The organism is Pseudomonas sp. GW460-LB5 (assembly GCF_059423245.1).
On record NZ_JBWKXT010000003.1, the window covers coordinates 163,503 to 176,194 of the forward strand.

A 12,692-nucleotide genomic window follows, 5' to 3' on the forward strand; every position below is an offset into this window, starting at 1 on the left:
CCGAGGGGTTAGGCAGGAAAAAACTGTGCTGTGGCTGAGGTCGCGCGGCGCTCGATTCCTGCCCCCCCCATAAACCAGGACATGCACTGGGCCAACACACACTACACGCCACAAAATCCAAGGCCTTCGCCGTTTTATCGGCAAGCACCAGCTAAATACTATTTTCGCCATTCGTGCAGCATCCCTAGTCTGGCTCCAGGCAACGGCGGTCCTCCAAACCGACCTTACAAAAACCGCCTGAACAAGGGCTCGGACATGACACTGAACAACCTCGAAATCGATACGCTCGTCGTCGGCGCCGGTCAGGCCGGCGTGGCCATGAGCGAACACCTGAACAAGCTTGGCGTGCCGCACCTGGTGCTGGAGCGCAACCGCATCGCCGAGGCCTGGCGTACAGGCCGCTGGGACTCGCTGGTGGCCAACGGCCCGGTCTGGCACGACCGCTTCCCGGGCCTGGAATTCAACCTCGACGCCGACGCTTTCGCAGGCAAGGACCAGGTGGCCGACTACTTCGAGCAGTACGTACGCAAGTACAACCTGCCAGTGCGCACCGGCATCGAAGTGAAGCGCGTGGTGCGCAACAGCGACCGCCCAGGCTTCACCATCGAAACCAATGAAGGGGTGATTCGCGCCAACCGTGTGGTCGCTGCCACGGGTCCGTTCCAGAAACCGGTGATCCCGGCCATCGCACCGAAAGACAGCAACCTGCACCAGATCCACTCCGCCGCCTACTTCAACCCCGAGCAGTTGCCTGAGGGCGCTGTGCTGGTGGTCGGTGCAGGCTCCTCCGGCGTGCAGATTGCCGAAGAACTGATGCGCGCAGGCCGCCAGGTGTACCTGTCGGTCGGTGCCCACGACCGCCCGCCACGGGCCTACCGCAACCGCGATTTCTGCTGGTGGCTGGGTGTGCTGGGTGAGTGGGACGCAGAAATCGCCAAGCCCGGTCGCGAGCACGTGACCATCGCCGTCAGCGGCGCCCGCGGCGGCCACACCGTGGACTTCCGCGCCCTCGCCCATCAAGGCATGACCCTGGTCGGCCTTACCCAGTCGTTCGAAAACGGCGTGGCGCGCTTCCAGGACAACCTGGTCGAGAACATCAACCGCGGCGATGAAAACTACCTGGCCCTGCTGGATGCCGCCGATGCCTACATCGAAAGCAACGGCCTGGACCTGCCTGAAGAACCCGAAGCCCGCACACGCCTGGCCGACCCAGCCTGCATGAGCAACCCGCTGCGCGAACTGGACCTGGCCAACGCCGGCGTTACCAGCATCATCTGGGCCACTGGTTACGGCGTGGACTTCAGCTGGCTGCAGGTGGACACCTTCGATGCCAACGGCAAGCCCCAGCATCAGCGCGGCGTGGGCCGCGAACCTGGTGTGTACTTCCTGGGCCTGCCGTGGTTGTCGCGCCGTGGCTCTTCGTTCATCTGGGGCGTGTGGCACGACGCCAAGCACGTCGCCGGCCACATTGCCACGCAACGCACCTACCTGGCCTACCGCGACCGCGAACAGCGCGAGGCGGATGAGCAGCAAGCCAACACGATCAGCAACGTCAGCACCTTCGGAGCCCACTGATGCCTACCCATACTCGCATCCGCATGTTCAACACCAAGGAAACTTACCCCAACCAGACCCTGGACAACGACCTGTGCCAGGCCGTGCGGGCCGGCAATACCATCTACGTGCGCGGTCAGGTCGGTACCGACTTCGAAGGCAAACTGGTGGGCCTGGGTAACCCTCAGGCACAGACCGAGCAAGCCATGAAGAACGTCAAGCAATTGCTTGAAGAAGCAGGCTCCGACCTGTCACACATCGTCAAGACCACCACCTATATCACCGACCCACGTTTCCGCGAGCCGGTGTACAAGGAAGTGGGCAAGTGGCTGAAGGGCGTATTCCCGATCTCCACCGGGCTGGTGGTTGCCGGGTTGGCCCAGGCCGAGTGGCTGATGGAGATCGACGTGATTGCCGTGGTACCGGATCAGGAGTGACCGGCAACCTGCACAGCGGGTGACAGTTGTCGCCTGCCGTGCAGCCAGGCATGGGTTACCTGTGCTGCCGCTTGCAGCCGATGCTCGGGGGGCAAGCCGGCGCACGGTACCTCCACACTGATGTCCACGTCCCCCGGCAACGCCGCCAGCAACGCTGCCAGCGGCAGTTGCCCTTGGCCCGGCAGCAAACGGCCTTCGCGCGCCTCGGGGATGATCAGCGCTTCTGCGGGCGCCAGCATCGGTGCATCGCACAGTTGCACCGCACGCAGCAAACGCGGGTCGACTGCGGCGATGTCGGCCACCTGGCCACCGGAGCGGAACAGGTGCAACGCATCCACCAGCACGCCACTGTTGGCCTGCCCCGCCCCCGTCACCACCGCACACGCCTGCTGCACAGTCGCCACCGGGCGCCAGCGCATGAACTCAAGGTCCACACGCAGGCCATGGTCCCGCGCCATTTCACACAGCGCTGCAAAGTTCCCGGTCAGCCGCGCAACATCCTCGTCGTCGCCGGACACTGTCAGGCTCAACGCGCCCAGTTCGGCACCGGCGGCCAACAGCGCCTGGTAATCGGCAACCCGGGTTTGCGCCGTCAACGACACGAACTCGATGTCCCTCACACGTACGCCTTCCCCTGCCAGCACCGCCCGCAGCTCACGCATTGCCTGGCTACCGGCGGCAACCGGGTAGGCCAACGCACCCGCCATCACCGGGTGCAGGCGCAGCCCCACCGCACTGAATCCGGCGTGGCGCGCCTCGCGTACCAGCCGCGCCGGCGCCAGCTCCAGCGCCGTCAGGTGCGCCACGCCCAGGCCAGTCAATAGGTCGCCCTCCCACCACTGAGGTCGAATACAAAACCGGTGGTAAAGCTGCACTCGGGCCCGGCAATCCAGCTGACCATGTTGGCGATCTCCTCGGCCTTGAGGAAGCGCCCCATGGGGATCTTGGCCTTGCTCGCGGCGATGTGTTCCGCCGTCATCTCGGCCATCAGCGGCGTCTCGACCATGGCCGGTGCCACGCAGTTGAGCAGTACACCGTCCTGGGCCAGTTCCTTGGCCGCTGCCTTGGTGAAGGCGATGACACCGGCTTTGGCGGCCGAATAGGCCGAGATGTACTGCACGCCATCCTTGCCGGCCATGGAGGCGATGTTGACGATGCGCCCGTAGCCGCGCTCACGCATGTGCGGGATGGCGGTGCGGCAGCAATAGAACACACCGTTCAGGTCGATGGCGATGACCTTGTCCCAGGCCTCTGGCGGGTACTCCCACGACGCTACCACCGGGCCGTTGATGCCGGCATTGTTGACCAGGATCTGCACTTGCCCCAAGCGTGCCAGCGTCTCGGCGAAAGCCGCCTCCACCGAGGCCAGCGACGACACATCGACCGGCTGGCGCAGCACCGGCTCAAAGCCGTTTTCGACGCTGTCCCAGCCATCGACCGCGAGGTCCCATATCACCACCTGCGCGCCGGCGGCATGCAGGCGCTGGGCGATCGCCAGGCCGATGCCACGCATGCCACCGGTCACGATTGCGGTCTGGCCTTGCAGGTACTGGCTCATTGTTTAGCTCCATTTTCTTCAGAAGGAATTTCCGGCAAGCGACGCAGGTCGCTGACCATGAACAGGTAGCACAGCGCCCCCAGCACGGTGATCGACGACACGAACGCCAGGGCCCACACGAACGAGCCGGTCAGCGAAACGATGATGCCGATGGTCAGGGGTGTCACAATGCCCGCCGCGTTGGCAAACAGGTTGAACAGCCCACCACTGAGGCCCAGCAAACCTTTGGGGGCGATATCGGACACGATCATCCAGGCCAGCGCCGACATGCCCTGGGCGAAATAGGCGATGCACAGGATGGTGATGACCAGCGCGTCGGACTCGACGTAGTTGGCCAGCACGATCACCGAGGCGGTAAGCAACCCGGCGATGACTGGCAGCTTGCGCGCTACGTTCAGCGAGTAGCCACGGCGTAGCAAGGCGTCCGACAGCCATCCGCCGACCAATGTGCCCAGCGAAGCGGCAATGAACGGCAGCACCGCCACCCAGCCGACCTTGAGCCAGGGCATGTGCCGCTCGGTCACCAGATAGGTGGGGAACCAGGTCAGGAAGAACACGTTGGTGGAGTTGCAGGCGAACTGCCCCAGGCAGATGCCCAGCATGTTGCGGTGCTTGAGCAGCGCCGGGATCTGCGACCAGCGGAACGAGGTGGCTTTCTGCCCGCCATCGACCACCCCGCCACCGGCGGCGATGTAGTCAAGTTCGGCCTGGTTGGCGGTGGTCGACTCGTGTGGTTCATGGTACTTGCGCCACCACACCAGGCCATAGAGGATGCCCACCAGGCCCACGGCCAGCAGCAGAAAGCGCCAGCCATAGGCGTGCAGCACCCAGAACAGCAGCGGCGTCAGGAACGCCAGCCCGGTGTATTCGGCAAAGGTGTAGATACCCGTCGCCCGGGCCCGCTCACTCTGCGGGAACCAGGTAGCCACCACCCGGCTGTTGGTAGGGAAGCACGGTGCTTCGGTCATGCCCACCAGAAAGCGCATGCCCAGCAACGACATAAAGCCCTGCGCCAGCCCTTGCAGGCCGGTGAACAGCGACCACAGCGTCAGCGCCAGCCAATAGGTGAGCTTGGTGCCCAGCCGGTCGATGAGGATGCCACCCGGGATCTGCGCGGCGGCGTAGGTCCACGAGAAGGCAGAAAAGATCACCCCCATCATTGCCGCGTTCAGGCCCAGGTCGGCACTGATGCTGGGCGCGGCAATGCCCATCACGCTGCGGTCGAGGTAGTTGATCATGGTGCCGCCCGAAATCAGCGCCAGAATCATGAAGCGGGTGCGGGTGCGTTGCTGCGCGCGTGCCGGGGTGTCAAACACCCCAAGGCTGGCGTTCTGTTCAGTGTTCATGACGGTTGCTCTCTTGTTATTGGAATGGCAAAAACCAGGTTCTAGGCGAACCCGAACAAGCGTCGGGGGGTGTCCCACATCACCGTGCGGCGCAGCCGGGCATCCGGCATCAGGCGCTCGGCCAGTTTCAGCAGCGGGCCGTAGTCCACCCGCGAGCGTTGGCGGATGAACGGCCAGTCCGAGCCCCATACGCAGGCATCCGCACCAAAGGCTTCGAGCAGGGCGTGCACGTAGGCGCTGCTTTGCTCCAGCAACGCCTCACTTGCAGCGAACTTCTGCATGCCTGACAGCTTGACACTGGCGCGGCCACTGTCAGCCAGTTGCAACAACGCCTGAAAGCCCGGTTGCTGCACGCCGGCCGCCACGTCCGGCCGACCGCAGTGGTCGATCAGCAAGCGTGCACGTGAGCCCTCGAGCAGGCGGCGCAGTTCAAGCAGCTGGTCATCGCATACCTGCACCTGGGCGAACAGACCGAGCTCGGCAAGCTTGCCGAACAGCCCGTCAACGTCCTTGAGGCTGGCTACCCCGTAAAGCGCAGGGTTGAAGGCGATGCCGACCACGCCCTGCGCCTGCAGCGCAGCCAGGGCATCGAGGTGGATACCCGCCTCGACCACGGCCACGCCTTTGAACCGCCCCTGCCCGGTGGCCAAGGCATGCAACAGGCAGCGGTTGTCGGTGTGGTAGCCACTGTTGGGGCCTACCAGCAAGGCATGTTGCACGCCGTAGGCATCCATCACCTGGGTGAACTGTTCCTGGGTGGCGACTTCCTGCCCGGAGGGCGCATAGGGTGCGTCGGGGTGGTAAGGGAAACGGGCGGGATCAAACAAATGGTTATGGCAATCGATCTTCGGTTCGTCAAAGATGTTCACGCAACACTCCCGGCAAGCGCCACTGCACTGGCCTTCAGATCTTGTTATTGTGCGCCGCAAGGCGATTTGGCTGGGCTCAAGATACTGCGTGGCCGGGTTTGACGCTCATACCCAGATGGCCAATACCATAACCGAAGGTAATACACATGCTGCTTGGCAACGAAGGCGCAGACACGAGCCCCATGCTGTTCAAACTGCGGCACATGGAAGTGTTCCGTGCGGTGATGCTGACCGGCTCGATCAGCGCGGCAGCCAAGCTGCTGTACGTATCGCAGCCCGCTGTCAGCAAGCTGATCCAGTACATAGAGGGGCGTTTGACCTACCGCCTGTTCGAGCGCATCAACAACCGCCTGGTGCCCACGGCCGAGGCGCAGGTGCTGTTCCGCGAAGTCGAGCGGGTGTACCAGGCGGCGCTGGAGGTTAACGAATGCGCCCTGTCACTGGGCGCAGGCGGCCACCGCAAGCTGCGCATCTCGTGCAGCGCTTCGCTGTCCACAGTGGTGATCCCGATTGCCCTGGCCCAACTCAAACGGGAGGCACCTTCGCTGAACATCGAGTGGCAAACCTCGCTGATGGGCGAGATGCCCAACCAGATCCTGTCGAAAAAGGTCGACCTGTCGATTGCCGCCCTGCCCGTGGTACACGATCACCTGCATTCGCAGGCCTTCATGCGCGGGCGTATGGTGGTGGTGATGCCACCCGATCACGCTTTGGCCAGGCATACCTCGCTGACCTTGCAGCAACTGGAAGGCCATGCGCTGCTGCTGTTCAGGCCCGACATGCCCTTTGGCAAACTGCTGGCCGGGCACATCGAGCGGCACGGCGTGCAGTTGCCGTCGCTGTTGTCGTTTACCAATGCCAACGAGGCGGTGGCGCTGGTCAAGCAAGGCATGGGCATCAGCGTGATCGACGAATTCGTGGCGCAGGACAGCGGCCTGGCGGTGGTGCCGCTGGCGGACGAAATTCACTTCGACATCAGCTTTGTCTATTCGCGCTTCGAGCCGCCGTCGCATGCGGCGATGCACCTGATGCGCGTGTTGCAGGGCCAGGCGCAAAAGCTTGGGCGGGCGATGTAGGCTGATCAGTCCATTGGGGCTGCTGTGCAGCCCCGGCTGTTTGAGCTAGAAACCTACGGTTGCCGATAGCAGGTAGGTCCGCGGCGTGGAAAGGGTCAGCCCCGGTTCACTGTCATCCGAGGCCCCGGCCGAGCTCCAGTAGCGATCATCCAGCACGTTCTCGACACTGGCCCGCAAGGTAACCTCGGTAGCGTCCACGTTGAAGGCATAGCGCGCCCCCAGGTCGTAACGCTCCCAGCCATCGATCTGCTTGCTGTTGTTCTGGTCCAGGTATTGCGAGCTGGAGTGAATGCCCCGCGCCGTCAGGGTCAGGCCGTGCACCCCCGGCACATCCCATTCGGCGCCGAGGTTGACGTTGTACTCGGGGGTGGCCGGCGCGCGGTTGCCATCAACGGCGCCACCCACGGTATCGGTCAGCTCGCTGTCGATGTACATCACCCCGCCCAGCACCCGCACCCCTTGCATGGGTTCACCGAACACGCTCAACTCGATACCGCGGTTGTCACGCTTGCCATTGGGGCCGAACACCCGCGAAGTGGCGTTGGTTTCGTACGCCGGCTGGCGGATGCGGAAGGCACTGGCGGTAAAGGCGACCTGGCCCAGGTCGTACTTGGCCCCTACCTCGACCTGGCGGCTGGTGAAAGGCGGGAAGATCTGGTCTTCGTTGATCGAGGTCGACGGTGCGATCTTGCCTTGGCTCAGGCCTTCCATGTAGTTGGCGTACAGCGACAGCTGATCGGTGACTTTGAGCAACACGCCCCCAGAAGGCGAGACCTTTTCTTCATCGTAGGCGGTGTCGCCTTTGACGCCGTCGCTCCAGTCATCCACTTGCACCCGCTGCCAGCGCGCCCCCAGGGTCAGCAGCAGGCGGTCATCGAAAAACCCGAGGGTGTCGGCCAGCGCCACGCCGGAGAAGCGGTTCTCGGTGTAGACCTCTGGATCGATGCGCGTCGGCGTACCCGGTGTCGGCGTCGCTATCGGGTTGTAGAGGTTACTGGGCGCCGAAGCATAGCGGGCGCCGCCGTTGGTGAAGTCCATGTAGAAGTAGGTGGCGGCCAGGTTCAGCTCGTGGCTGACAGGCCCGGTGTGGAACCAGTTGCGCACACCCGCCATGGCGGTGCGCACCGTTTCATCGCGGGTAAAATCCCGAGGCTGCACGCTGAAGTCGCCGGCATCGTTGGTGATGGACACGTTGTGCCGCAGGAAGTCATGGTTGCTTTTGCGCGCGCCGACTGCACCATACGCCAGCAGCGACTCGCTGACGTCGTACTCGGCATGCAGTGCGCCAAAGGTGTCGTTGGTGCGCGCCTTGCTCCAGGCCTGGGCATAGTTGCGCCGTACATCGTTGGCATCCGGCACTCTGGCATTGGCACCGACCAGCACACGCTCTTGCGGCGCATCGGTGTCACGCTGGGTGTGGCCGAGGTCTGCCGACAACCGCAGGCGCTCGCCACGAAAATCCAGGCCCAGCACCGCCATCTCGCGCTCGACGCGCTGGTGGTCCCATTCGGTATCACCCGACTGCTTCACACCGTTGAAGCGCACGCCAAACTGCTGGCCTTCGCCAAAGCGCCGACCAACGTCCACCGCGCCGCCTGCCTGGCCAGCCGACGCGTAGCTGCCGGTGAACTCGGTGATCGGCTTGTCGCCGGCCCGCTTGGGCTGCACGTTGATACCGCCGCCCACGCTGCCACGCGGCGAAATGCCGTTGATCAACTGGCTGGGGCCTTTGATGATATCGACCCGGTCGGCCATTTCCATGTCGATCGAGTAGGTCGGCAAGATGCCGTACAGGCCGTTGTACGCCACGTCACTGTTGAACAGGCTGAAGCCGCGAATGGTGAACTGCTCGAAACGCCCACCCGCCGGGTTGGTGGCCCGCACCGAGGGGTCGCTGGCGATGAGCTCGCCCAAGGTGCGCGCTTGCTGGTTCTTCACCAGCTCGTGGGTGTAACTGGTGATGCTGAACGGGGTTTCCATGAAGTCGCGCGCGCCAAGCAGCCCCCGGGCGCCCTGGCGTGCCACCTGGCCACCGGCATAAGGCTGAACATCGCCACCCGCCGCCAGGCCGCCAACAATGCTGGTTGGGGCAATTTCCAGCGCCCCACCCGCCTGAGGCGCCGGCGCCAGCGTGAATGCGCCCTCACCCACTGGCAGCAACTGCAGGCCGCTGCCACGCAGCAGCTGCAGGAAGCCTTCTTCAACACTGTAGCTACCAGACAGGCCGTTACTCTGCCGGCCCTGGACCAGTGCCGGGTCCAGCGATAGGCTGACGCCGGCCTGGTCGGCAAACCGGGTAAGCGCGGCGCCCAGGCTGGCGGCCGGTACCTGATAGGCACGTCGCTCCGCCTCATCAGCCCAGGTGGGTGCAGACAACAACAGGCTCATGGCAAACAACGGACGCACTGCGCGCACCAGTGGGCGCAAGCGGCAAGACATTACTGCAGGCATTGACAAGGCTCCCCTTTAGTTTCTCCTACCGGTAATGACCGGCAAGTGAAAAAAAGGGGACAGCCTCAAGCACGATGCTCTCGCGCAGCCAGGGTCACCCAGTAGCGCGTGCGTGCCTGCACTTGCAACGCAAGGCTGGCGGCAAGCAAGTCCAGCACCCGATCGGTATCGTCGAGACGGAAAGTACCGGTCACCCGGAGCTGTTCCAGTTCTGGCGCCCAGCGCAGCACACCAGGCCGATACCGTCGCAGTTCATGCAACAGCTCGCCCAAGGGTCGGTCATCCAGGCGCAGCACGCCTTCGCGCCAGCCCAGCGGCCAGTCGTTCAGGGCTGTAACGGGGCCGATGCCAGCCTTCTGCAAGCTGGCCTGTTGCCCGGCGTGCAGCACCCGGGCCGCGCCACGCAGTGGCTGCAGGCTGGCCAGCCCGTTGACGACTGAAACCCGGCAGCCTTCATCGACCAGGCGCAAACACACTTCACCTGCATTGAGGGCAATCTGACCGTAGGGCACCTGCACGGCCAGGCTCGCGCTGTCGGGTACCCTGAGTGCCATTTCGCCGCGCAACAGCGTCAGCCGGCGCGCGCCCAGGTCGATATCCACCGCACTGTCAGTGTTCAACTGTAAAAAAGTGCCATCGCTCAGCAGCACCTGCCGGCGCTCACCTACCCCTGTGCGCATGTCCGCCGTCCAGGCCTCGAGCGGCAGCTCCCGGCTTGCCAGCCAGGCGGCCGGTAGCAGCGCCGCGACACCCAAGGCTTGCTTGAGCAGCGCGCGGCGGCCGGCGTCCGGGCGGTCAAGGGTGGCCATGGCCAACGCCCCGGGCAACCCGGAAAAACGCTCGCGCAGCAGTGATGCCTTTTGCCAGGCGTGTTCGTGCAGGCTGTTGCTGGCCCGCCACTGTGCCAGGCGCAGCAAATCAGTCTCGCTGGCGTCGCCAGAATCCAGCAACGCCAGCCAGCGGGCGGCAGCACGCACCGCTTCACGGGTTTCGGGGGAGTGGGTGGTCATTGCAACTCGGCCAGCAGGCAATGTTCGTAAGCCTGCGCCATGTAGCGTTTTACGGAGCGCTCGCACACGCCCAGGCGCGTGCCGATCTCGGCATAACCCAGGCCTTCGAGCTGGCTCCAGAGAAAAGCCTTGCGGACCGGCGCCTTCAGGCCATCAAGCAGCTCATCCAGGGCTTGCAGGGTTTCCAGTAACAGCCAGCGCTGCTCGGGCGAGGGCACGTGCTGCTCGGGCAGATGCGCCAAGGCATCAAGGTAGGCCCGCTCCAGGCTGCGCCGCTGGTGGAAGTTGCTCAGCAGCCGCTTGCCCACCGTGAGCAGGTAGGCGCGTGGCTCACGAATGTCTGCCAGTGGCTGTGCACTGGCCAGCACCCGCAGGAAGGTATCCTGGCTGAGGTCGGCGGCATCCCAGGCATTGCCCAGGCGCCGGCGTAGCCAGGTTTCAAGCCAGCTGCGGTGCTCCCGGTACAGGGCAGGCAGGCTAGGCTCCGGTGGCGGCGCAACGTCAATCATGGGGATGGCCCTGCGGCGGCGTAAATAGTATTAATTCTAATTTACGTTACGCCGCAGCACCAAGCGGTTTGTTACCTGTCAGGCAATCGCCGCATCCACCAGCACCTGCGCTTCCTGCACCAGGCGCTGCAGGTGCGCCTCGTCGATGAAGCTTTCGGCGTAGATCTTGTAGATGTCCTCGGTGCCCGACGGCCGCGCGGCGAACCAGCCATTGGCGGTCATCACCTTCAGGCCGCCAATCGCCTGGCCATTGCCCGGTGCGTGGCTGAGGATCTGCACGATCGGCTCACCGGCCAGTTCGGTCGATTGGACCTGCTCCGGCGCCAGCTTGCTCAGCAACGCCTTCTGCCGCGCATCGGCCTTGGCCTCAACGCGGGTGGCGAACGGCTTGCCCAGCGCCTCGGTCAGGTCGGCGTAGGCCTGGCTCGGGTTGCGCCCGGTGCGGGCGGTCATCTCGGCGGCCAGCAAGGCCGGGATCAGCCCGTCCTTGTCGGTCGCCCAGACCGAACCATCACGGCGCAGGAACGACGCACCGGCACTCTCTTCGCCGCCAAAGCCAAGCGAGCCGTCGAACAACCCTTGGGCAAAGTACTTGAAGCCCACCGGCACTTCGTACAGCTCACGGCCCAGGCGCTGGGTAACGCGGTCGATCAGGCCGCTCGATACCACGGTCTTGCCCACGGCAGCGTCGGTGCGCCATTGCGGGCGGTGGCGGAACAGGTAGTCGATGGCCACGGCCAGGTAGTTGTTGGGCTGTAGCAGGCCGTCCGAGGTGACAATGCCGTGGCGGTCGTGGTCCGGATCGCAGGCAAACGCCACGTCGAAGCGCTCGCGCAGGCCGATCAGGCCCTGCATGGCGTACGGCGAGGAAGGGTCCATGCGGATCTGGCCGTCCCAGTCCACGGTCATGAAGCGGAAGGTGGGGTCCACTTCGGTGTTCACCACTTCCAGGTCCAGCTTGTAATGCTCGGCAATGGCCGACCAGTAGCGCACCCCTGCCCCGCCCAACGGGTCGACGCCCAGGCGCAGCTTGGCGCTGCGGATGACGTCGAAGTCGATCACATTTTCCAGGTCCGCCACATAGCTGCTCACGTAGTCGTGGCGCTGGGTAGTCGGCGCCTTCAGCGCCTGGGCATGGTCCATACGCTTGACGCCGGCCAGGTTCGCTGCCAGCAACTCGTTGGCCTTGGCCTCGACCCATTTGGTCACGTCGCTGTCGGCAGGGCCACCATTGGGCGGGTTGTACTTGAAACCACCGCTTTGCGGCGGGTTGTGCGACGGGGTGATGACGATGCCGTCGGCCAGGCCCTGCTGGCGGCCACGGTTGTAGCAAAGAATGGCGTGGGATACGGCCGGGGTGGGCGTGTATTCGTCGTCCTTGGACAGCATCACCTGCACACCATTGGCTGCCAGCACTTCCAGCGCGCTGGCAGTGGCCGGCGCCGACAGTGCGTGGGTGTCGGCGCCGATGAACAGCGGCCCATCGATGCCCTTTTCCTGGCGGTACAGGCAGATGGCCTGGGTGATGGCCAGCACGTGGTATTCGTTGAAACTCAATTCAAGCGAAGTGCCCCGGTGCCCTGAGGTGCCGAAGGCCACTCGCTGGGCCGCCACGGCAGCGTCGGGGCGGCCGGTATAGTAGGCGGTGAGCAGTCGGGGAATATCGACCAGCACACTTGCCGGAGCCGGCTTGCCTGCCAAAGGACTGAGCGTCATGCAAAAACCTCGAGTTCAACGGATGTTGGTGTTGGAGCATGCAGTGTACTGAGAGTTGCAATGCCGCGCGACGGGCGACATCAAAGAATCAGCATGTGCACCGTGCCCTTGTAGGCGCGTGAAGCAGAGACAGCGCGTAAACGGTCTAGAGTAGTAGCCACCCCCC

11 protein-coding genes are annotated in these 12,692 nt (G+C 64.3%); 3 read left to right on the plus strand and 8 right to left on the minus strand.

Annotation, left to right across the window (positions count from 1 at the left end; genetic code table 11):
• The first annotated feature begins 255 nt into the window (after positions 1 to 255).
• Positions 256 to 1,575 (plus strand): flavin-containing monooxygenase, encoded by a 1,320-nt coding sequence (locus tag AC07XM_RS04400; protein WP_016487437.1) that lies wholly within the window; start codon positions 256 to 258, stop codon positions 1,573 to 1,575.
• The gene (locus tag AC07XM_RS04405; protein WP_012271993.1) at positions 1,575 to 1,991 is read left to right on the plus strand and encodes a RidA family protein; all 417 of its coding nucleotides are present in this window, start codon (positions 1,575 to 1,577) and stop codon (positions 1,989 to 1,991) included. Before AC07XM_RS04400 ends, AC07XM_RS04405 begins: the two co-directional genes overlap by 1 nt.
• On the opposite strand, the gene AC07XM_RS04410 is transcribed toward AC07XM_RS04405, so the two are convergent.
• Genes AC07XM_RS04410 through AC07XM_RS04425 form a run of 4 tightly spaced genes read right to left on the minus strand, consistent with a single transcriptional unit; the run spans position 1,982 to position 5,764 of the window.
• A complete protein-coding gene (locus AC07XM_RS04410; protein WP_016487438.1) occupies positions 1,982 to 2,812 on the minus strand; it encodes a sugar phosphate isomerase/epimerase family protein in 831 nt (276 codons plus the stop codon). The two genes, AC07XM_RS04405 and AC07XM_RS04410, sit on opposite strands and share 10 nt — an antisense overlap.
• Entirely contained in the window at positions 2,809 to 3,549 is a 741-nt protein-coding gene (locus tag AC07XM_RS04415) for an SDR family NAD(P)-dependent oxidoreductase (protein ID WP_016487439.1), read from the minus strand. The genes AC07XM_RS04410 and AC07XM_RS04415 overlap by 4 nt, the downstream gene beginning before the upstream one ends.
• Positions 3,546 to 4,895: an MFS transporter gene (locus AC07XM_RS04420; protein ID WP_016487440.1), complete on the minus strand. Its 1,350-nt coding sequence runs from the start codon at positions 4,893 to 4,895 to the stop codon at positions 3,546 to 3,548. Before AC07XM_RS04420 ends, AC07XM_RS04415 begins: the two co-directional genes overlap by 4 nt.
• Before the next feature lie 41 nt (positions 4,896 to 4,936).
• On the minus strand, positions 4,937 to 5,764 hold the full coding sequence (locus AC07XM_RS04425; RefSeq protein ID WP_023049345.1) for an amidohydrolase family protein: 828 nt from the start codon (positions 5,762 to 5,764) through the stop codon (positions 4,937 to 4,939).
• 146 nt (positions 5,765 to 5,910) lie between these two features.
• Here AC07XM_RS04425 and AC07XM_RS04430 point away from each other — a divergent pair, with 146 nt between their 5' ends.
• Positions 5,911 to 6,840, plus strand: a complete 930-nt coding sequence (locus tag AC07XM_RS04430; protein ID WP_102688773.1) for a LysR family transcriptional regulator — start codon at positions 5,911 to 5,913, stop codon at positions 6,838 to 6,840.
• 45 nt (positions 6,841 to 6,885) lie between these two features.
• Here AC07XM_RS04430 and AC07XM_RS04435 read toward each other — a convergent pair whose 3' ends face one another.
• The 4 genes from AC07XM_RS04435 to pgm all read right to left on the minus strand — a co-directional run bounded on the left by AC07XM_RS04435 (position 6,886) and on the right by pgm (position 12,526).
• Complete coding sequence (locus AC07XM_RS04435) at positions 6,886 to 9,291, minus strand: TonB-dependent receptor (RefSeq protein WP_102688772.1); 2,406 nt, start codon at positions 9,289 to 9,291, stop codon at positions 6,886 to 6,888.
• A 65-nt stretch (positions 9,292 to 9,356) separates the two neighbouring features.
• Complete coding sequence (locus AC07XM_RS04440; RefSeq protein WP_102667578.1) at positions 9,357 to 10,301, minus strand: FecR domain-containing protein; 945 nt, start codon at positions 10,299 to 10,301, stop codon at positions 9,357 to 9,359.
• Positions 10,298 to 10,810, minus strand: a complete 513-nt coding sequence (locus AC07XM_RS04445) for a sigma-70 family RNA polymerase sigma factor (RefSeq protein WP_016487445.1) — start codon at positions 10,808 to 10,810, stop codon at positions 10,298 to 10,300. Before AC07XM_RS04445 ends, AC07XM_RS04440 begins: the two co-directional genes overlap by 4 nt.
• A 78-nt stretch (positions 10,811 to 10,888) precedes the next feature.
• Positions 10,889 to 12,526, minus strand: coding sequence for a phosphoglucomutase (alpha-D-glucose-1,6-bisphosphate-dependent) (pgm, locus tag AC07XM_RS04450; RefSeq protein ID WP_016487446.1), 1,638 nt, complete (start codon positions 12,524 to 12,526; stop codon positions 10,889 to 10,891).
• Positions 12,527 to 12,692: the final 166 nt, after the last annotated feature.

What these genes read in the sequence shown, in the direction of transcription:
- AC07XM_RS04430 (WP_102688773.1), top strand. Translation starts at nt 5,911, where the DNA reads ATGCTGCTTGGCAACGAAGGCGCAGACACGAGCCCCATGCTGTTCAAA.
- AC07XM_RS04440 (WP_102667578.1), bottom strand. Translation starts at nt 10,301, where the DNA reads ATGACCACCCACTCCCCCGAAACCCGTGAAGCGGTGCGTGCTGCCGCC.
- AC07XM_RS04420 (WP_016487440.1), bottom strand. Translation starts at nt 4,895, where the DNA reads ATGAACACTGAACAGAACGCCAGCCTTGGGGTGTTTGACACCCCGGCA.
- AC07XM_RS04415 (WP_016487439.1), bottom strand. Translation starts at nt 3,549, where the DNA reads ATGAGCCAGTACCTGCAAGGCCAGACCGCAATCGTGACCGGTGGCATG.
- pgm (WP_016487446.1), bottom strand. Translation starts at nt 12,526, where the DNA reads ATGACGCTCAGTCCTTTGGCAGGCAAGCCGGCTCCGGCAAGTGTGCTG.
- AC07XM_RS04435 (WP_102688772.1), bottom strand. Translation starts at nt 9,291, where the DNA reads ATGCCTGCAGTAATGTCTTGCCGCTTGCGCCCACTGGTGCGCGCAGTG.
- AC07XM_RS04400 (WP_016487437.1), top strand. Translation starts at nt 256, where the DNA reads ATGACACTGAACAACCTCGAAATCGATACGCTCGTCGTCGGCGCCGGT.
- AC07XM_RS04445 (WP_016487445.1), bottom strand. Translation starts at nt 10,810, where the DNA reads ATGATTGACGTTGCGCCGCCACCGGAGCCTAGCCTGCCTGCCCTGTAC.
- AC07XM_RS04405 (WP_012271993.1), top strand. Translation starts at nt 1,575, where the DNA reads ATGCCTACCCATACTCGCATCCGCATGTTCAACACCAAGGAAACTTAC.